The sequence below is a fragment of the Streptomyces sp. NPDC048248 genome, assembly GCF_043201875.1.
Taxonomy (GTDB): domain Bacteria; phylum Actinomycetota; class Actinomycetes; order Streptomycetales; family Streptomycetaceae; genus Streptomyces.
Genome location: NZ_JBICZL010000033.1, coordinates 1 through 18,987 on the forward strand (window position 1 = coordinate 1; position 18,987 = coordinate 18,987).

General features: G+C 70.3%; 16 protein-coding genes and 1 pseudogene. 13 read left to right on the forward strand and 4 right to left on the reverse strand.

The genetic code is table 11. The annotated features are described in order from the left end of the window. Positions 1 to 94 (forward strand): annotated as a pseudogene (locus ACGFZW_RS37085) (2-hydroxy-3-oxopropionate reductase); the annotation flags it as partial. Positions 95 to 176: 82 nt separating this feature from the next. Here the strand turns inward: ACGFZW_RS37085 and ACGFZW_RS37090 are convergent. Together ACGFZW_RS37090 and ACGFZW_RS37095 are read right to left on the reverse strand one after the other, a co-directional pair. After that, positions 177 to 1,358: a cytochrome P450 gene (locus ACGFZW_RS37090; protein ID WP_393897741.1), complete on the reverse strand. Its 1,182-nt coding sequence runs from the start codon at positions 1,356 to 1,358 to the stop codon at positions 177 to 179. An 80-nt stretch (positions 1,359 to 1,438) separates the two neighbouring features. Next, positions 1,439 to 1,906 (reverse strand): MarR family winged helix-turn-helix transcriptional regulator, encoded by a 468-nt coding sequence (locus ACGFZW_RS37095; protein WP_393897742.1) that lies wholly within the window; start codon positions 1,904 to 1,906, stop codon positions 1,439 to 1,441. 226 nt (positions 1,907 to 2,132) lie between these two features. On the opposite strand from ACGFZW_RS37095, the gene ACGFZW_RS37100 reads away from it, so the two are divergent. The 3 genes from ACGFZW_RS37100 (at position 2,133) to ACGFZW_RS37110 (ending at position 4,270) form a co-directional block, all read left to right on the forward strand. Further along, positions 2,133 to 2,360, forward strand: coding sequence for a hypothetical protein (locus ACGFZW_RS37100; protein WP_393897743.1), 228 nt, complete (start codon positions 2,133 to 2,135; stop codon positions 2,358 to 2,360). A gap of 564 nt (positions 2,361 to 2,924) precedes the next feature. Beyond that, positions 2,925 to 3,455: a methylated-DNA--[protein]-cysteine S-methyltransferase gene (locus ACGFZW_RS37105; protein WP_393897788.1), complete on the forward strand. Its 531-nt coding sequence runs from the start codon at positions 2,925 to 2,927 to the stop codon at positions 3,453 to 3,455. A 59-nt stretch (positions 3,456 to 3,514) separates the two neighbouring features. Continuing rightward, on the forward strand, positions 3,515 to 4,270 hold the full coding sequence (locus ACGFZW_RS37110; RefSeq protein WP_393897744.1) for a 2OG-Fe(II) oxygenase: 756 nt from the start codon (positions 3,515 to 3,517) through the stop codon (positions 4,268 to 4,270). 96 nt (positions 4,271 to 4,366) lie between these two features. On the opposite strand, the gene ACGFZW_RS37115 is transcribed toward ACGFZW_RS37110, so the two are convergent. Further along, a complete protein-coding gene (locus tag ACGFZW_RS37115) occupies positions 4,367 to 5,302 on the reverse strand; it encodes a ScbA/BarX family gamma-butyrolactone biosynthesis protein (protein ID WP_393897745.1) in 936 nt (311 codons plus the stop codon). A 227-nt stretch (positions 5,303 to 5,529) separates the two neighbouring features. Between ACGFZW_RS37115 and ACGFZW_RS37120 the strand changes: the two genes are divergently transcribed. Then, positions 5,530 to 6,228 carry a ScbR family autoregulator-binding transcription factor gene (locus tag ACGFZW_RS37120; protein WP_393897746.1) on the forward strand — a complete coding sequence of 233 codons (699 nt, stop codon included), beginning with the start codon at positions 5,530 to 5,532 and terminating at the stop codon, positions 6,226 to 6,228. A gap of 761 nt (positions 6,229 to 6,989) precedes the next feature. Then, entirely contained in the window at positions 6,990 to 9,518 is a 2,529-nt protein-coding gene (locus ACGFZW_RS37125; RefSeq protein WP_393897747.1) for an MFS transporter, read from the forward strand. A gap of 567 nt (positions 9,519 to 10,085) precedes the next feature. On the opposite strand, the gene ACGFZW_RS37130 is transcribed toward ACGFZW_RS37125, so the two are convergent. Continuing rightward, the gene (locus ACGFZW_RS37130; RefSeq protein WP_393897748.1) at positions 10,086 to 10,619 is read right to left on the reverse strand and encodes a GNAT family N-acetyltransferase; all 534 of its coding nucleotides are present in this window, start codon (positions 10,617 to 10,619) and stop codon (positions 10,086 to 10,088) included. A 638-nt stretch (positions 10,620 to 11,257) separates the two neighbouring features. Between ACGFZW_RS37130 and ACGFZW_RS37135 the strand changes: the two genes are divergently transcribed. From ACGFZW_RS37135 to ACGFZW_RS37165, 7 genes are all read left to right on the forward strand, one after another. Continuing rightward, positions 11,258 to 12,796 carry a hypothetical protein gene (locus ACGFZW_RS37135; protein WP_393897749.1) on the forward strand — a complete coding sequence of 513 codons (1,539 nt, stop codon included), beginning with the start codon at positions 11,258 to 11,260 and terminating at the stop codon, positions 12,794 to 12,796. Positions 12,797 to 13,139: 343 nt separating this feature from the next. Beyond that, the gene (locus tag ACGFZW_RS37140) at positions 13,140 to 13,877 is read left to right on the forward strand and encodes a DUF4232 domain-containing protein (protein ID WP_393897750.1); all 738 of its coding nucleotides are present in this window, start codon (positions 13,140 to 13,142) and stop codon (positions 13,875 to 13,877) included. 204 nt (positions 13,878 to 14,081) lie between these two features. Further along, the gene (locus tag ACGFZW_RS37145; protein WP_393897751.1) at positions 14,082 to 15,173 is read left to right on the forward strand and encodes a hydrogenase expression protein HypE; all 1,092 of its coding nucleotides are present in this window, start codon (positions 14,082 to 14,084) and stop codon (positions 15,171 to 15,173) included. Positions 15,174 to 15,254: 81 nt separating this feature from the next. Beyond that, positions 15,255 to 17,039: a nickel-dependent hydrogenase large subunit gene (locus ACGFZW_RS37150; RefSeq protein ID WP_393897752.1), complete on the forward strand. Its 1,785-nt coding sequence runs from the start codon at positions 15,255 to 15,257 to the stop codon at positions 17,037 to 17,039. After that, complete coding sequence (locus ACGFZW_RS37155; RefSeq protein WP_393897753.1) at positions 17,036 to 17,620, forward strand: hypothetical protein; 585 nt, start codon at positions 17,036 to 17,038, stop codon at positions 17,618 to 17,620. Before ACGFZW_RS37150 ends, ACGFZW_RS37155 begins: the two co-directional genes overlap by 4 nt. Then, the gene (locus tag ACGFZW_RS37160; protein WP_393897754.1) at positions 17,617 to 18,282 is read left to right on the forward strand and encodes a DUF5947 family protein; all 666 of its coding nucleotides are present in this window, start codon (positions 17,617 to 17,619) and stop codon (positions 18,280 to 18,282) included. Before ACGFZW_RS37155 ends, ACGFZW_RS37160 begins: the two co-directional genes overlap by 4 nt. Beyond that, entirely contained in the window at positions 18,279 to 18,980 is a 702-nt protein-coding gene (locus ACGFZW_RS37165; protein ID WP_393897755.1) for a DUF6084 family protein, read from the forward strand. The genes ACGFZW_RS37160 and ACGFZW_RS37165 overlap by 4 nt, the downstream gene beginning before the upstream one ends. Positions 18,981 to 18,987: the final 7 nt, after the last annotated feature.

Consider the following 18,987-nt stretch of genomic DNA (forward strand, 5'->3'; position numbering starts at 1 on the left):
CGCCTCCCTGCGCGCCCAGGGCGACGGCAACCTCGACCACTCCGCCCTCCTGCGCGGCGTCGAACGCCTCTCCGGAACCACCACCGAAAGCTGAGCCGGTTCGCGGCTCCTTGCCGTGACCGACCCGAACCGGCCGACGCCGCGACTGCCGCACTGCAGTCGCGGCGTCGGCTTTTCTAAGGCGCGAGAGTCACCGGGAGAGCGGCGAGGCCGCGCATCAGCCGTGTGCGCCGCCAGTTGAGTGCGTCCGAGCCCGTCGACGGCCGCCGCATGTCGGGGAAGCGGGTCAGCAGAACCTCGAAGGCGATCCGGGCCTCGGTGCGGGCCAGTGCCGCGCCCAGGCAGTGGTGCGGGCCGTGGCCGAACGAGAGGTGCCCGGCCGGGCGGTCCAGGCGTACGGCGTCGGGCCCGGGGAATCGTGTGGCATCGCGGTTGGCGGCGCCGGGGGAGACCAGGACGACGTCCCCCGCCGCGATCCGGACGCCGTCGAGATCGAGCGGCTCGCGGGCGTACCGGAAGGTCGCGAGGGTGAGCGGGGAGTCGTGGCGAAGGAATTCCTCGACGGCCGCGGGCAGGAGCGAGAGATCGGCCCGGAGGCGGGAGCGGAGCGCGTCGTCGTCGAGCAGGGCCAGCATGCCGTTGCCGATCAGGTTGGCCGTCGTCTCGTGACCGGCGACCACCAACAGCACGGCCAGGGAGGCCAGTTCGGGCTCGGTGAGCCGGTCCTCGTCGTCCCGGGCGGTGATCAGAGCGCTCAGTACGTCGTCAGCGAGGTCGTCGCGCCGCGCCGCGATCAGCTCCGTCATGTAGTCGCTGATGGCGTGTGACGCGCGGTCGACGGTGTCCGGGTCCGCGGCGGCGAACAGATCGTCGGACCACCGGCGGACCATCGCGCGGTCGTGCTCGGGTACGCCGAGCAGCTCGCTGATGACGGCGATGGGCAGGGGGACGGCGAATTCCTCGACCAGGTCCGCGGCGCCGCCGTCCGCCAGCGAGTCGGCCAGCCCCTCGGCGATCTCGCGGATGCGCGGCTCCAGGCGCGCCACGGCCGCCGGTGTGAACGCCTGCATCGCCAGCTTCCGCAGCCGGCCGTGGTCCGGAGGGTCCGTGGCGAGCATGGTGCGGCTGACGGCAGGGGCGAGATCGCGGGTGGACGGCCGTCCGGCGAAGTAACGGGCGGTGTCCTTCGACAGCCGTGCGTCGGCCATCGCCGACCGTGCCTGCGCCCATCCCGTGACGACCCACGTCGTACGGCCGTTGGTCGTGCGCACCTGCTGTACGGGGCCGCGTTCACGCAGCGCGGCGAGCAGGGGATAGGGATCTTGGGTGAACTCTGCCGAGTCCAGGGGGTCGGGCACGTCGACTCGGATCCTCATCGGGGCGTGGAGTGCGGGGCATGAGAGGTGGGGGGAGAGCGGGCGCGGGCTCGGACGCCGCGTTACCTGTCGTCGTCAGGAAGGTTCTCCCACGCGGCGGAAGCCCGGGACAGCGCCTTGCGGAGCAGCCGCAAGGCGTCCTCCTGATCCGGAACGCCGAGCGCCGTGAGCGGCGACTGGTCGATCATCGCCTCGATCAGCTCATGGCGTACCTTCGCCCCCTTGTCGGTGAGCTCGACCGTCTTGGACCGCCGGTCCGCAGGGTCGGGGACCCGCTCGATGAAGCCCTGGCGCTCAAGACGGGTGACCAGGAAGGTCGCGCTGGACGGGTCACAGTGCAGTCGGCCCGCCAGCACCTTCATCGACGGAGCCGGCAGTTCCGGATCGAGCGCCCAGAGCGCTTCGGAGAGCGGTGCGGTCAGCTCCAGCCGGTCCAGGGTCGTCCGGAGCTGCACCTGGGACCAGCTCACGACCTCGTGCATGGCGGTGAGCAGCTCTCGCGTCAGTTCGGCCTGTGTCGATGGCACCACATGTCCAGTCTACCGAGGAGTGCTTTGAGTCTCGAAGTTTGCCGGCGCGGGGAGGCGGGCTGCGCTCCGGCGCGGCATGGAAAACCCTAGCCCGCCATCCGGTGGACGTGTAGGAGACATCCACAGGGTCACGGATCGCTTCGTCCGTGCTCGCCCCGCTTCACCCCCGGTGGAAGGAGGCGCTCTTCGACGTGCGCGCGAGCGGAGCCCGGCGCACGCTGTAGGCATGACCGAGCATCCGCCTGTCATCGTGCATCCCCCCACGCCCTCCGGCGGGCGGCGGGTCACCGTGCGCGGACAGATCGTCGGGCTGGCTCACGGACGCGGCGATGTCGCCGAATTCCTCCGCCGTGCCGGAGTCGCCGAACCTGCCGAGGACATCGAGCTGGATGATCCCCGCCTCGTGGAATGGCGCGGTGGCAGCCTGAACGACTGGCCGATGCCACCGGCCTGAACAGCGAGGCCGATGTCACCGGCCTGCACGCGGCGGCCGGCGGCTGCAGGTGTACCACCCCTGGCCGTATGCCAGCAGCCACGTGTGCAGACATGTCGACCGATCGCGCGGCAGGCAAGGGGTGACCTTCGTCCGGACCCGTGGGTACGGTCGGCCGCGAAATGCTCTGTCCGATTCCCGCCAGCATCGCCGTCCCCCGTGCCGCAGAGTGGTGACCGTGATGATGAAAGAGGACAGCGGGACGCCTCCGGCGCCACCGCCGTCCCGCCCGAGCCACAGCCGGCCGCGATGGCCGGATCCGCCGACGGATGGTGCCCCTCCCGCCAGAGACGTGGTGTCGCCCATGCCCGCTCATTGCGCGAGTCGGGCCCTGGTGCACTGGACCCCACGCCCCTGACCGCGCGGGAGACGCCGTCCGATCCACTCGGGCTTCGAGGAAAGAGCAGACTCATGACAGCGCCTGTGACCGCGCGCGTACCCCACACCCCGCCCCTGCCCGACACGCTTCCCAGGACTTCGATGACCACGCCGCAGCCCGCATCGCCCCTCTTCTCCGCGTCGTCCGTGATGCTGTACACCACCTGTGAGAGCCCGTTGGGCGAACTTCTCCTGGTGGGCCGGGCATCCGACTCCGCGCACGGCGGCACCACGCTCGCCTCGCTGTCCGTTCCCGGGCAGAAGGGCGGCGCGGTCGTCCAGGACACCTGGCACGAGGACGCCGCCGCGTTCGAGGAGATCATCCGCCAGCTGCGCGGGTACTTCGACGGGACGCTGACGCGCTTCGACATCGAGTGCGTCACCACCCGTGGCACGGCGTTCCAGCAGCGGGTGTGGAAGGCCCTGGAGTCCATTCCGTACGGCACCACGACGACCTACGGCCGGCTCGCCGCCGACATCGGTGCCGCGCCCGGCGCCGTGCGTGCTCTCGGAACGGCCATCGGCGCCAACCCGCTCCTCATCGTCCGGCCCTGCCACCGCGTCATCGGTGCGGACGGATCGCTCACCGGTTATGCGGGCGGTCTGGACCGCAAGCGTCAACTCCTCGGCCTGGAGGGGCTCGCGGGCCCTGCGGGCGTGGCCCCCGGGGAGCGCTGAACCTCCGTACGCGCGCCCCGACATGGGCGGTCCCCGAATCAACGCCGATGGAGCACCCCATGCCTACGCACACCACCCAGCGAGCGCGCGGCGCCGGGGGCTCCCGGCCCGCCGCCCTGGGTGACCGGGTCGCCGCCTGCGACTGGCCGGCCTTGACCGAGGAACTCGACTCCCTGGGCTGCGCGTTGACCCCGCAGCTGCTCGCGCCCGCCGAATGCCGCGACCTCATCGAGCTGTACGACGACACCGCTCGCTTCCGTTCGACGATCGACATGGCCCGCCACCGCTTCGGATCCGGCCAGTACCGCTACTTCGCGCGGCCGCTTCCCGAACCCGTCCAGGCCCTGCGCGAGGCGTTCTATCCGTACCTGCTGGAGATCGCCCGCGACTGGTGGGGCAAGCTCGGCAGGCCGTCGCCGTGGCCCGACCAGCTGGGGGAGTGGCTGGCGATGTGTCACCAGGCGGGCCAGAGCAAGTCCTCCCAAATCCTGCTGCGTTACGGGGCGGGTGACTGGAACGCGCTGCACCGCGATCTCTTCGGCGACATGGTCTTCCCGCTCCAGGTCGTCATCGGGCTCGACGAGCAGGGCACCGATTACACAGGCGGCGAGTTCCTTCTCGTCGAGCAGCGCCCGCGGGCGCAGTCCCGTGGCACCACGACCGTCCTTCGGCAGGGCCACGGCCTTGTCTTCACCACTCGCGACCGCCCCGTGCGGTCCACCCGCGGGTGGACGGCGGGGCCGGTGCGCCATGGCGTGAGCACCGTCCGATCAGGCCATCGACACTCCTTGGGCCTGGTCTTCCACGACGCGTGACCACGGCAGCCGTGTCATCGGCATCAGGCGACCCCTGGCCGTTCCGGCGTCCGCCGATCGGAGCGGGGAGCCGCTGCCCATGCGCAGGCAGGTGTCTCAGGAGCGCTCGTCCAGCGCCGTGAGTGTGGAGACGAAGACCGGCTCGCCCTCCTGGAAGCCGGTCACCCGGACCGTCGTGGTGCTGGGCATCGCCGACGGCACGAGGTGCGCCTCGATCACGCAGGGCGCGTCGCGCTCGGCGTAGCGGCGGAATTCGGTGCCGAAGGCGTACGGAACGAAGGTGGCCGGGGAGGTGAGGGCGCGGGCGGCCTGCTGCGCCGCGTCGAGCAGCACCATCCCCGGGACGTGGTCGTTCGCGGGATTCACGACGGCGGCATGGCCGGGGGCGACGCGCAGCAGCCACCGGCCCGGCCGGTCGGTGGGCGCGATCAGGACGTCCTCGCTCTTCGTGCTGCCGGTCAGTGTGTGCGCGACGGGCTCCGGAAGCGGTCCCTGGACGTGGCGTGCCGTCAGCTGCGCGCCGCGGATCCGGCGGTAGACGGCGGGGGAGGTGACGGTGACGGCGGAGTTGCCGGTAGCCACGATTCCGTTCGCCTTGCGGATGGTCATGCCGAAGTGGCCGCCGGCCATCGCGCCGGCCCGCATCCGCATTTTGCTGCAGGTCACGTCGATGGTCAGTTCCGTGGGCCCGTCGCCGACGGCGAGGTGCTCGGGGTGCGTGGTGTACGCCAGATCGCCCAGGACAAAATGGTGTCCGACGGGGACGCCGAGCTCGGTGTGCGAGATCAGCAGTCCCGCCTGCCGGATGGTCTCGCCGGTGAGGATGAGGTGATGGCGGCCGTGGCTCGGGGTGAAGTACCCGTGGTCGTGGGGCCACTGGGCGGTCAGCGAGAAGTGTGTCTCGTCCAGCCGGCGCCAGGAGGTGATCAGGATGTCCTCAGGGGTGGGGCGGTGCACCAACTCCCTGGGAACGGTGGTGGCGGCATCGCGCCGGGTGCGCGGCACGGCGGCCCGGTTCCGGACGGGTGCCACAACGCGCGTAGTGCTGGGGTGAACTGGGCTTTCGACGTGCATCGTGTCGCTCATGACTGCCCCCAGGCGTCTCAACGGGATGGTGTCGAACGCTGTTAAGATACGTACCATCCGGTTTTATTTTCAATGCCATGTGAAAAAGAGGACAAGTGGCTGGTCTGCGGGCGACTTGAAGTTGTAGCTAACTGTTGCTGAATGGAAAATCTTCGAAAGACAGGAGGCGTCCTGTGGCACAACAGGATCGCGCGATCCGGACCCGCCGAATGATCCTGGAGGCGGCGGCCGCGGTTTTCGACGACCTCGGCTACGACCGTGCGACCATCGCCGAAGTCCTTGAGCGTGCCGGCGTGACGAAGGGCGCCCTGTATTTCCACTTCGCTTCCAAGGAGCAATTGGCCCTCGCCGTGCTGAGGGAGCACGTGGTGGACATCGCGGTCGAGCCACAGAAGATCAAGCTGCAGGAGTTCGTGGACTCGGGTCAGGTCCTCGCGTATCGGCTGCGGAGCGACCCGATCCAGCGCGGTGCGGCGCGCCTGGCGGTCGAGCAGGGCTCCAACCACCTTGATCGCAAGCAGTCGATGATCTCCTGGACGCACTTTGTCGAGGCGCTGTTCGAAGAGGCGAGGGAGCGCGGTGAGATTCTGGAGAGTGTTGATCTTCGGGACGCCGCGGAACTGTTCGTCGGTGCGTTCGCCGGGCTCCAGTTGATGTCGAATGCCATCTCGAACCAGGCCGACCTCGGGCACCGGTTGACCGTTTTCTTCCAGCACACTCTGCCCAGTATCGCCGCGCCCATGGTCCTGGGGAGACTGAACCTCGATCCGGAGCGCGGTGCGAAGCTCGATGCCGCGCTTCGGGGGAAAGCCCTGGCCGATGAGGTGGGCGAGGGGGACGAGATGGGCGACGTGGATGGGGTGGCGGACTGAGGGGGCGGGGGTCTCGGGGAGTTGTTCCGGCTGATGACGGGCTGAAAAAATACCGCACAGTCGGTGTTGGGGTCGGAGGCGTCGCGTGCTCGCGGCGCCTTTGTCGTTGGGTGGGGCGTGGGTCGGGGCGGGGTGGCTTCGGCTGGTGATGGGGTCGGGCCGGGCGCGGTGCGGCCGTGGCTCGCGATCGGGCATTGTCAGTGCCGTGCGGTTCACTGGGGCTATTCGCCGGGGCGGCGTCGAGGGCCGGTGAAAGCGCCTTGGTGAATAAGGCCCTTGAGAAGTCCGGGACGGGGGAGGTCCTATGGGGGAGAACGGCCGGAATGGACGCGATGCGCGTGAGGCAGATCACGTCGCGCGGCATGAGATGACTGCCCGCGTACCGGAATACGGCGTCGGAATAATATGTTCGCTATGCAAGTAACGGGTGTTCAGTCGGTTCGACCGCGCCCATGCCCGCCGTTCCGACGTCCCGTCCCCGACATCCCTGTCACGCCCGTCCCTGTCGCATCGAAAGCCGCTCCCACTACTTCACCGCTCCACGACCCCACCGTCCCAACGGAACATCACCCGGCCTGCTGACGCCGCCCTTCACGGCTCCGCAGGCCATTGACCATTGCTCGACCCGCACGCCGTCGGCGCCGCCGCACCAGGGTCGTTCGCAGCGCCTTTGGCCGCATTCATCCCTAACTGACCGCAATCACTCCCTGCTGACCTCATTCATCCTGCCTTTCCTCTCTGCCGCCCTGGAGGCCGCACGTATGACCCGGACGACGACGACCGATCAGCTGACCGAGAGGGCGACGGCAGACCCGTCCGTCGCGCGCCCGGGGCCCGCCCCGACCGAGGCCGGGCCCCGGAGAACCCCTGGCGGCATCGTCCCGGTCCTCGCCTTCTCCGGCATCGTCGTCGCGGTCATGCAGACCCTGCTGGTGCCGGTCATCAAGGACCTGCCGACGCTGCTCAACACCGCGGCCGGCAATGCCACCTGGGTCATGACGGCAACCCTCCTCGCGGGCGCGGTATCGACGCCGATCATGGGCCGCCTCGGTGACCTCTACGGCAAGCGGCGGATGCTGCTGTCCAGCCTCGCCGTGATGGTCGTCGGATCCCTGATCTGCGGATTCACCGACGACCTGCTCACCATGATCGTCGGACGGGCACTCCAGGGCTTCGCCATGGGCGCCATTCCGCTCGGCATCGGCATCATGCGCGACGAGCTGCCGCGCGAACGGCTCGGCTCGGCCATGGCCCTGATGAGCTCCTCCATAGGCGTCGGCGGCGGACTCGCCCTGCCCGCCGCGGCCCTGGTGGCACAACACGCCGACTGGCACGCCCTGTTCTTCGCCGCCGCGGGCCTCGGCGTGCTGTCGATGCTGCTCACCGTCCTCGTGGTCCCCGAGACGGAGGTACGGGCGCGCGGACGCTTCGACGTGGCCGGCGCCATCGGACTGTCGGCCGGGCTGGTCGCCCTGCTGCTCCCCATCACCAAGGGCAGCGACTGGGGCTGGGGCTCGCCCCTCACCCTCGGGATGTTCGGTCTCGCCGCCGTGATTCTGGTGCTGTGGGGCGTGATGGAGCTGAGGATCCCCGACCCGCTGGTCGACCTCCGCACCAGCGCCCGGCGCGAGGTGCTGCTCACCAACCTCGCCTCGATCACCGTCGGCGTGGCCTTCTACGCGATCTCCCTGGTGCTGCCGCAGCTGCTCCAGCTGCCGACGTCCACCGGCTACGGTCTCGGCCAGTCCATGGTGGTGGCCGGGCTGTGCGTGGCGCCGCTGGGACTGACGATGATGCTGGTGGCGCCGCTCTACGCACGCCTCGCCGCACGGAGGGGCCCCAAGGTCACGCTGCTCCTCGGCATGCTGGTGATCGCGATCGGCTACGGAGCCGGTATCGGACTCATGAACGCGCCCTGGCAGACCGTCATCATCGCGGTCACCGTCGGCGCCGGCATCGGACTCGCGTACTCCTCGCTGCCCGCCCTGATCATCGGTGCCGTCGACCCGTCCGAGACCGGTGCGGCAAACGGCCTCAACACCCTCATGCGCTCCATCGGCACGTCCGTTTCCAGCGCCGTCATCGGCATGGTCCTCGCCCATATGTCCACGCGGGCCGGGTCGGTCACGGTGCCCACCATGGGCGGCTTCCGCGTCTCCTTCCTGATCGCCACGGGCGCGGTCATCGTCGGCGTGGCCCTGGCCGCGTTCCTGCCGTCACAGAGCAAGACGTCCCGGCCCACCTTGGTCGCACAGAGCACGGACGGTTCGGAGGAAGCGGCGGGGCCTGCCGGTGCTTCCGAAACTGCCGGGGCCGGTGATGCGGGTGTGGCGGCGCCCGCGCCCCTCGTTTCCTCGGGCACGGAGCCTGTTGCGTTCACCTCCCACCTGCCGGCGGAGCGTCCCGAGACGCTCGCCAAGCCCGCGCCTTCCTGGGCACGGCCCACTCCCACCGCCGTGGTGCAGGCCGACCCGTCAACGCCCGCGACCGTCGGTGTTGCCGCGCGCGACGACGCCTCCATGGGCTTCCGTGGCCGGGTGCTGGACGCGTCCGGCGGGCCCGTGCCGCGGGCGAGCATCACCCTGATCGACCGGCAGGGCCGACAGGCCGGCGTCACGACGGCAGGTGCCGACGGCCGCTACGCCCTGACCGCCCCCGCCGAGGGCACCTACGTCCTCACCGGCGCCGCGGCAGGACACACGCCGCACGCGGCATCGGCGACGTACCGTGCAGGGACGGCCCCGGTCGAGGTGGACCTGATCCTTACGGCATCCGGCAGGCTGACAGGCACCCTGCTCGGCGGGCCGGACGGCCTCCCGCTGGCCGGTGCGGGCGTCGTGGTCACCGACAGCGGTGGCGACGTGGTGACCCGTACGACGTCGGGCAGCGACGGGACCTGGGAGGTCAGCCGGCTCCTGCCGGGCACCTACACCGTGGTCATGAGCGCCGAAGGACACCGGCCGGAGGCCCGCGCCGTCGAGCTGTCCGGCGGGGAGCCGGCACGGCAGGACGTACGTCTGCACCCTGCCGCAACCGTTCGTGGAACGGTGCGTGGCCCGGACGGACGGCCACTGGCCGACGCCGCCGTGACCCTTGTCGAGGACGGCACGGTCGCCGCCCACACCGTCACGGGCCCGGATGGTGTCTTCGCGTTCTCCGAACTCAGCGGATGTCACTACACGTTGTCGGCGGCCGGTTATCCCCCGCACGCCGAACCGATATCCGTCGCAGGCGGCGCCACCGAGGTCCTCGACCTGGACCTGGTCCAGCCGGCCGGTGCCACCGGCTGAGGTTTCGCGACGACGCTCGCGGCCGCCACGGTGCCGCCCCATGTCCCTCCCTTCGGTTCCGGCGGGGGGAGGCGGGGCGGCGAGAGGCGGGGGAGGGGGCAGGAGCGGCGGCGCCGGTCGGCGCATGGCGGTCCCGCGGCCTGGGTGGGACCGGGCCCCGGCAGATGGCGCGCGGCTTTTCGGCGGTCGCCCCGCCTCGCCGCGCCTCGCCTCGACAGGCGTGCGGTGGAGGAGCACGCCCCGTCTCCGTCGTCCTGTCAGCCCAGGCGCCCCGTCGGATCGTCGCCCCGGGCGGCCGGTCGTCGCTGCGTGCTCCTACACCGCATCGCCTCGCGCCGCCCTCGCTTGCTCAGAGATATCCGGCGGGCCGGAGACGACCCTGGCGGGCAGTGGCGCCCGGAGACGGCTGAACCGCGCTACGCGGAGATGGCTCTGATGAGAGTCGGACCGGCGTTGGTGCTGATGGCGGGCCCTCCTGGAGATGGTGCTGAACCGCGCCGCCCCGGAGACGGCGCTGACGCGGGCCGCTCCGAAGAAACCCCGAGAGGCCAGCGGCCGGGAGTGACCTCAGGCCTGGTATTCGGTCAGGTCGATGCTGTGCACGGTCAGCGCGTGACCGTATTCGGGGTGGGCGGTCTCCCGCTCGAAGGCCAGACCGAGCTTGCGCATCACATTCTCCGACGCCTCGTTGCCCAGCCGGTCGATGGCGATGACGCGTTCGAGTCCGCGGTCCTGGAGAGCGAACTCCAGCACGGCCTGTGCCGCCTCGGATGCGTAGCCCTGCCCCCAGAACTGTCGCCCGAGGCGCCAGGTGATCTCGACGTCGGGCATCGCTTCCGGCAGGTACTCGGGCAGGGACAGACCCGCGAACCCGGCCAGTTCGCCCGAGGCCAGCAGCTCGACGGCGAACAGACCGAACCCCTCGTCGTCCCATTCCTCCTCCCACCGCTCGATGGCCTCCGCGGTCTGGTCCAGGTCGAGGACCGACCCGTCCCCGACCCAGCGCATGACCACCGGGTCCGCGTTGATGTCCGCCATCGGGGCGAGGTCGTCGTCGTGCCAGCGGCGGAGGAGGAGGCGGGGAGTGTGGATCTCGGTCATGCCGCCCATCCTGTCGAATGCGGGGCGGGAGTGGTAATCGGCAGGACGGCGGGGACGGGGTGAGGCTGACGTCCAGGTTTCTCCCTCGCCCCGTCCAGGGCCGGTGCCGCCGAACGGCGCAATGCTCCGTCACCGTTTTCCGGAGGGTTTCCGCTCCGAAGGCAGGGGTTCCCGGCGCGGGGGGGGGGGGGCTGGCCGAGGGCGTCGCGGTTCGCCGCTTTAGGCACCCTGAGCGGTGGGTGGTCAGGCAGCGCCCACCGTATGAACCACCCCGGCGCTCCACCCTCGCGCCATTCGCTCGCTCCCGCCCGGAGGAGCGGCATTCGGCGCTACGTCACGGCGCAAGCAACTTGCCTACACGCAAGGGCAGTTGTACTTTCCGCGTAAGGGCTTGCACTTTCGTCGGCAAGGCTTGTCACCCCTTCGCATGGGGCTCGACGATGTGGCGACCCGCCGCTGCCCGGCGGCATGAAGCCCGCCCGGTCCGCCTTCCGTCACGGTCTCTTCAGTGGATGCCACACCGCCGGCGTCCGGCGGCAGGAAGGGGTCGGCCATCGGAACCAGGAGAGACGATGCCCCACCGCATCAGCCGCCGGCCGCATGGAACCGCGCCGGGGCTGCCCACAAAGGCACCCGTGATGCCCCGAACGGCTGTGACCGCTCTGCGCGGCACCGCAGTCCTCGTTGTTCTCGCCGCCCTCGCTCCCCTCGCCGCGTCGCCCGCGCAGGCGGAGGCAGGGCCCGCATCTACGAACACCGCTGCAAAAGCGGCCATTTACCACGTCGACTGTGCCGACGGATCGGACTCCGCTCCCGGAACCAGCCCCGCCACCGCCTGGCGCACCCTGGAAAAGGCGAGCGCCGCGACCCTCCGCCCGGGTGACCGCGTCCTCTTCAAGCGTGGCGTCACCTGCACCGGCACCTTCGCCCCCTCGGCATCGGGGGCCGCCGGCGCACCGCTCGGCGCGGGCGCGTACGGGAGCGGCGCGAAACCGCGCCTCGCGGGGGCCGGCGCACGTGCCGCGATCCTGCTCGACAACGTCCAGCGCTGGGAGCTGCGCGACCTCGACGTGACCAACACCGGCCCGGCCACCACGACCGACCGCCGCGCCGGGATACTCGTCCGGCTGCACGACTTCGGCACCGGTCGCCACTACCTGGTGGACGGCGTCGACGTGCACGACGTCAACGGGGCCGATTTCAAGGACCCCGACCCCTCAGGCGGCATCCTCTTCGCCGTACAGGGCTCCGCCGTGCCCACCCGCTTCGCAGAGGTGACGGTGCGTCACTCGACAGTGGAGCACACCGACCGCACGGGCATCGGCACCTCCTCCACCTGGGGCCGCAGGCCGGAGCACCCCCAGGGGCCGGGGGCGTCCTTCGCGCCGATCACGGGACTCTCGGTGCACCACAACACCGTGCGGGATGTCGGCGGCGACGGCATCGTCGTGCAGAACTCCGTCGGGGCGCGGGTGGAACACAATCTGGTCGCCGGCTTCAACACCCGCTCGGCGGGCTACAACGCGGGTATCTGGGCCTGGAACTCCGACCGCGTCGTCTACCAGTTCAACGAGGTCACCGGCGGTCACGGCACCCGAGACTCGATGGCGTACGACATCGACGGCGGCAACAACGGCAACGTCTACCAGTACAACTACAGCCACGACAACGAGGGCGGCTTCCTGCTCATCTGCAACGGCGAGGGCATGACGTCGGACCGCAACATCGTCCGCTACAACGTCAGCGTCGACGACGAGAACAAGTCGGCGCCCTACGGCGTCATTTCGGTCGTCTGCGGCCCCGCGACCAACACCCTGGTGCACAACAACACGATCACCACCGGCGCCGCCGGCACAGCCATGGTCAGCAGCAACGGACCCGGGGGCGTCACCTTCCGCAACAACATCTTCGCCGGCGCCGGGACGACCACTCCGATCGCCGACCCGCACAACGGCTACGACCACAACCTCTACGCCCGTATCTCCGGGGTCCCCGGCGACAGCGCGGCGGTACGTGCCGACCCGCGGTTCGTCTCCCCGGGTGACGTCCGTCTTCGTGCCGGTTCCCCGGCCCTCGGTGCGGGCGTGGCCATGCCCGGCTCGGGCGGCCGGGACTTCTACGGCAACCCGGTCCCCGACCCGCCGAACATCGGGGCGGACCAGGGGAGTGGGAGGTAACGCCGCCTGCCGGGCGGGGCGGGGCCCGGCAGGTCCGGGTCCGGCGGGGCCGGTGGGGCTGCCGAGGCCGAGGAGGTTACGGCGTCCGGTGGGAGGTGCGGCCGAACACCGTGGTGCCGCGTTCGAAACTCCCAAACTTCTGCGAGCCTGGTGTAACACCCGACGTTCCGGCTGGTCACACAGACCAGCGGAGGCACCGCGGGCCGGGGCGCCCGGCCCGTTAGCGGTGCGTTAGCGCTGCGTTAGCGGACCGGCAGCGCCCTGGGCCACGCTGGAAGCAACGGACGGACCATACGCACCCGCACCATGAGGGTACGGACGCACAAGACGAGGGGGACACCTCATGTCGCTCACCGCCAAGACCCTCGGCCGCGGCCGTCGTGCCGCCGCCGGTTCGCTGATCGCCATCGCGGCGCTCACGCTCACCGCCTGCCAGGACGGGAGCAACTCCGCGGCCGGCCCGCCGTCCGCCTCCTCGCCGGAGACGTCCCACAGCTCCGAGGGCGACCACAGTGCGAAGCCGTCCGGCGACGCCCTCAAGCCGTCCGGCACCCAGGCGCCCTCCGCGGACACGGAGCCCTCCGCGGGTGCGTCGAAGCCCTCAGGGCGTAAATCGCCTGATGCCGGCAGCCCGAGCCCGTCGCGGAGCAAGAACGCGACCACGTCGCCCTCGGGGCGCTGCACCGCCACGCAGATGTCGCTGCGCCTGGGCCCCTCCGACATCGGCGCGGGCAACATTCACTACCCGCTGGTCTTCACCAACAAGGGTAAGAACGCCTGTTCGCTGCGCGGCTACCCCGGCGTCTCCCTCATGTCCCGCGACGGTTCGGTCATCGGCAAGCCCGCCACCCGCGAGGGCGGCGCCGGCGGTTCCGTCACGCTGCGGCCGGGGCAGAGCGCCCATGCCGTGCTGCACACCGTCAACGACGGGGTCTCGGACACTCCGTGCTGGTCCTCGTCGCAGATCGTCCACGTGTACCCGCCCGGCTCCAAGGACTCGATGACCACGCAGAGTCGCGGGCTGCGGGTGTGCGGCGGACGGTTCACCGTCACGACGATGGAAAGCGGCTCCACGAGCTGACGTCTTCGGGGTGGGACGGGGCCTGAGCGGGCCGGTCATGGACCGGCCCGCTCAGCTGTGTGCGGGGGTGTGGGGCCCGCGACGCCGGTGGGTCACTGGAACGGCCCCCGTTGTGGTTCCGGTCGGCGGGTTCGGTGCTACCACTGTGTACGGAAGCCGTGAAATGTGCGCTTTCGTTGCATACCTCCCCAAGGAGGCATCCCTATGGATGCAGCATCTTCGACCGTGGCCGACAGTGCGGATACGGCCGGAAAGCCGTCCGCCGAGGACGAGTCCCCGATCCACGTTCTCTGGATCAACGCGGGACTGAGCTGTGATGGCGACTCCGTTTCGCTCACCGCCGCGACCCAGCCGAGCATTGAGGAGATCGCGCTCAGTGTGCTGCCGGGCCTTCCCAAGGTGGCCGTGCACTGGCCGCTGATCGATTTCGAATGCGGGCCCGTTCAGGGTGCCGACAACTTCATCGAGTGGTTCTTCAAGGGCGAACGCGGCGAGATCGACCCGTTCGTCCTTGTCATCGAGGGGTCCATCCCCAACGAGTCGATCAAGCCGGAAGGCTATTGGTGCGGCTTCGGTGACAACCCCGAGACCGGCCAGCCGATCACGACCAGTGAGTGGATCGACCGTCTCGCCCCCAAGGCGCTGGCCGTGGTCGCCATCGGCACCTGCGCCACGTACGGCGGCATCCATGCGATGTCCGGCAACCCGACGGGCGCCATGGGCGTGCCCGACTACCTGGGCTGGGACTGGACGTCCAAGGCCGGCATCCCGATCGTGTGCGTGCCCGGCTGCCCGATCCAGCCCGACAACTTCTCGGAGACCCTGACCTACCTGCTCTATCAGGCGGTGGGCTCGGCTCCGATGATCCCGCTGGATGACCAGCTGCGGCCCACCTGGCTCTTCGGCGCGACGGTCCACGAGGGCTGCGACCGGGCCGGGTATTACGAGCAGGGGCAGTTCGCCACCACCTACGACTCGCCCAAGTGTCTGGTGAAGCTCGGATGCTGGGGCCCCGTGGTGAAATGCAACGTGCCCAAGCGGGGCTGGATGGACGGCATCGGCGGCTGCCCGAACGTCGGCGGCATCTGTATCGCCTGCACCATGCCCGGCTTCCCCGACAAATTCATGCCGTTCATGGACGAGCCGCCCGGCGGCAAGGTCTCCAGCACCGCGAGTGCCGCGTACGGCAGCGTCATCCGCCGTCTGCGACAGGTCACCGCGAAGACCGTCGACAACGAGCCCAAGTGGCGTCACCGCGGCGACAAGCTGACCACCGGTTACCGGTCCCCTTGGTAACAGCAGGAACCGGAGCCGCCTGAGCGTCCGGCCTCTCCGTCCGACCCCACCTCCCGCACAAAGAAGGGCACGGCACACACGATGGCACCGAAGACAAAGGCGGCCGGTGACGGCAGCGGTCTGACGGAGATGGCCTGGGATCCGATCACCCGGATCGTGGGCAGCCTCGGCATCCACACCAAGATCGACTTCAAGCAGAAGCGGGTGGCGGAGTGCTACAGCACCTCGTCGGTCTTCCGTGGCTACAGCGTCTTCATGCGCGGCAAGGACCCGCGGGACGCGCACTTCATCACCAGCCGCATCTGCGGAATCTGCGGTGACAACCACGCGACCTGCTCGGTGTACGCGCAGAACATGGCATACGGCGTGCGGCCCCCGCACCTCGCGGAGTGGATCATCAACCTCGGCGAGTCCGCCGAGTACATGTTCGACCACAACATCTTCCAGGAGAACCTGGTAGGGGTCGACTACTGCGAAAAGATGGTCCGCGAGACCAACCCCGGCGTCCTGGAACTTGCCGAACGCACCGAGGCCCCGCACGCCGGCGAACACGGCTACCGCACCATCGCCGACATCATGCGCTCGCTCAACCCCCTCGAGGGCGAGTTCTACCGCGAGGCGCTCCAGGTCAGCCGCTACACCCGCGAGATGTTCTGTCTCATGGAGGGCCGCCATGTGCACCCCTCCACGCTCTACCCGGGCGGCGTCGGCACCATCGCCAGCGTGCAGTTGTTCACCGACTACCTCAGCCGGCTCATGCGCTACGTCGAATTCATGAAGCGCGTCGTCCCGCTCCACGACGACCTGTTCGACTTCTTCTACGAGGCGCTGCCCGGCTACGAGGAAGTCGGCCGGCGGCGGGTGCTGCTCGGCTGCTGGGGCGCGCTGAACGACCCGGACTACTGCGACTTCACGTACCGCAACATGACCGACTGGGGCCGGCGGATGTTCGTCACCCCCGGCATCATCGTCGACGGCAAGCTGGTCACCAACGACCTCACCGAGATCAACCTCGGCATCCGGATCCTGCTGGGCAGCTCCTACTACCAGGACTGGCAGGGCCAGGAGCAGTTCGTCACCCACGACCCGCTCGGCAACCCCGTCGACCCGCGTCACCCGTGGAACCAGCACACCATCCCCGCTCCGCAGAAGCGGGACTTCGGTGACAAGTACAGCTGGGTGATGTCCCCGCGGTGGTTCGACGGCAAGGACTACCTGGCACTGGACACCGGTGGCGGCCCCATCGCCCGCCTGTGGTCGACCGCCCTGTCCGGCCTCGTCGACACGCCCTACGTCAAGTCCACCGGCCAGAGTGTGGTCATCGACCTGCCGCGCAGCATGACCAAGCCCGAGACCCGGTTCGAGTGGAAGATCCCCAAGTGGAGCAACGCGCTGGAGCGCAACCGCGCCCGCACGTACTTCCAGGCGTACTCGGCCGCCATGGCGCTGCACTTCGCCGAGAAGGGGCTTGAGGAGGTCCGCGCCGGACGCACCCAGACCTGGGAGAAGTTCGAGGTGCCGGACGAGTCCATCGGCGTCGGATTCACCGAGGCGGTCCGCGGCGTCCTCTCGCACCACATGGTCATCCGGGACGGGAAGATCGCCAACTACCACCCCTACCCGCCCACCCCGTGGAACGCCAGCACGCGTGACACCTACGGCACCCCCGGCCCGTACGAGGACGCCGTCCAGAACACCCCCATCTTCGAGGAGAACTCCCCGGAGAACTTCAAGGGCATCGACATCATGCGCGCCGTCCGCAGCTTCGACCCCTGCCTGCCCTGCGGCGTCCACATGTACGTCGGCGGCGGCAAGTCCGTGCAGAAGATGCACGTGCCCACCGGCCTGAGCGGACTCGGCGGATGAGCGCCGCGGTGGACACCGCCCCGCCCCGGAACGCCGCGCCGAACGCGGAGGCGACCGGCCGGCGCGTCGAAGAGGTCCTGGACCGCATCGCGCAGCGCGACGACAGCGAGATCACCGCGTCCGCCGAGGAACTCGTCCGCGTCCTGATGGACTTCTACGGCGCGGGACTGGCGCGGATCGTGCATCTCCTCGACCGCGCCGGAAACCGCGAGGGCGGTGGCAGCCCGCGCGCGGCCGTGCTGCGCGACGAACTCGTCGCGAGCCTGCTGGTGCTGCACGACCTGCACCCCGAGGACGTCGCGACCCGCATCGAACGGGCGCTGGAGAGCGTCCGCCGACAGCACCCCGCCGAGGTGGCCGGCTTCGACGAGGACACCGGTGTGCTGCGCCTGCGGTCGGCCGACTCCGGAGGCTGTGGCTGCCCGAGCACCTCGCAGGAGGCCCAACAGGCCATCGAGGGCGCCCTGTCGTGCTTCGCGCCCGAGGTGACGTCGGTGCAGATGGAGCCCGCGAAGGCGGCGCAGGAGCCGACACTGCTGCAGATCTCCAGCCGCCCGCCGACCGCCGCCACACCGTCGTGACCGGCCCGCAGACGGCGCCCACGCGCCCCGCACCACCGGCCCACCGCGGCCTGCGCCGGTTCCGCGCGCCCCGGCCACAGGCCCCGGAACGCTGTGAGCTGTGCTCCGCGGTCCTCGCCGAGCACAACCACCGCCATCTCGTCGACACGAAGAAGCGCGCGCTGGCCTGCGCCTGCACGCCCTGCGCGCTGCTCTTCGACCGGCCGGGGGCCGGCACCGGCCAGTTCCGTACGGTCCCCGACCGCTACCTCGTCGACACCGGCCACACCCTCGACGACGCGGCCTGGGAGCAGCTCCAGATCCCCGTCGGCGTCGCCTTCTTCCTGCGCAACGCCGACCTGGACCGGCTGGTGGCGCTCTACCCCAGCCCGGCGGGCGCCACCGAGAGCGAACTCGACCCGTCCACCTGGCAGACCGTCGTCGGCGCCAGCCGGCTCGCGCAGCTGCTCGCCCCCGACGTGGAAGCCCTGTTGGTACGCCGCACCGAGGGCCGCATCGAGTGCTACCTGGTGCCCGTCGACATCTGCTACGAGCTGGTCGGCCGGATGCGCCTGCTGTGGCAGGGCTTCGACGGCGGGCCACAGGCGCGCACCGCGCTGGCCGACTTCTTCACCCAGGTAGCCCGGCGGGCCCGCCCGCCGAAGGAGGACACCCGGCCGTGACCGACCTCTCCTTCGTCTGCACCGGCGTACGGGCCGACAAATACGCTGCCGGCCCCACCCTCGTCTTCCGGCTGCGCATCACGGCCGCCGACGACGCACGGGTGCACGCCATCGCCCTGCGCTGCCAGTTCCGCATCGAACCGGCCCGCCGCAGCTACGAGCCCGAGGAGGCCGCGGCGCTGGCCGACCTCTTCGGCGAGCGGTCCCGCTGGGGCAGCACCCTGCAGCCGCTGCAGTTCGCCCAGGTCTCCCTCGTCGTCCCCGGCTTCACCGGCGAGACGGAGGTGGACCTCCCCGTACCGTGCACCTACGACATGGACGTCGCCGCGTCCCGCTACTTCCGCGCGCTGCGCGACGGCGAGGTCCCGCTGCTCCTGCTGTTCTCCGGCACGGTGTTCGCCGGCGCCGGAGGGTTCCGCGTCGCACCGGTGCCCTGGCACAAGGAAGCCGCCTTCCGGATGCCGGTGCCCGTCTGGCAGGAGATGACCGAACAGCACTTCCCGGGCTGCGGCTGGCTCCGGCTGCCGCGCGAAACCCTCGACGCGCTGCTCGCCTTCCGCTCCCGCCGGGCCCTGCCGTCCTGGGAAGCGACCGTCGAGGCGCTCCTGGCCACCGTCGACGCCGAGGACGCCGCCCCACGCGCGCGAATCTTCCCCGGCGCCGTCGCCCGTCCCGTCACCGAGAGGACCGCGCCGTGACGACCAC

Bases quoted from the DNA above. Each gene is read 5' to 3' on its own strand.
- ACGFZW_RS37100 (WP_393897743.1), top strand. From the start codon at position 2,133: ATGACCGAGCATCCGCCTGTCATCGTGCATCCCCCCACGCCCTCCGGC.
- ACGFZW_RS37110 (WP_393897744.1), top strand. From the start codon at position 3,515: ATGCCTACGCACACCACCCAGCGAGCGCGCGGCGCCGGGGGCTCCCGG.
- ACGFZW_RS37125 (WP_393897747.1), top strand. From the start codon at position 6,990: ATGACCCGGACGACGACGACCGATCAGCTGACCGAGAGGGCGACGGCA.
- ACGFZW_RS37130 (WP_393897748.1), bottom strand. From the start codon at position 10,619: ATGACCGAGATCCACACTCCCCGCCTCCTCCTCCGCCGCTGGCACGAC.
- ACGFZW_RS37135 (WP_393897749.1), top strand. From the start codon at position 11,258: ATGCCCCGAACGGCTGTGACCGCTCTGCGCGGCACCGCAGTCCTCGTT.
- ACGFZW_RS37140 (WP_393897750.1), top strand. From the start codon at position 13,140: ATGTCGCTCACCGCCAAGACCCTCGGCCGCGGCCGTCGTGCCGCCGCC.
- ACGFZW_RS37145 (WP_393897751.1), top strand. From the start codon at position 14,082: ATGGATGCAGCATCTTCGACCGTGGCCGACAGTGCGGATACGGCCGGA.
- ACGFZW_RS37150 (WP_393897752.1), top strand. From the start codon at position 15,255: ATGGCACCGAAGACAAAGGCGGCCGGTGACGGCAGCGGTCTGACGGAG.
- ACGFZW_RS37155 (WP_393897753.1), top strand. From the start codon at position 17,036: ATGAGCGCCGCGGTGGACACCGCCCCGCCCCGGAACGCCGCGCCGAAC.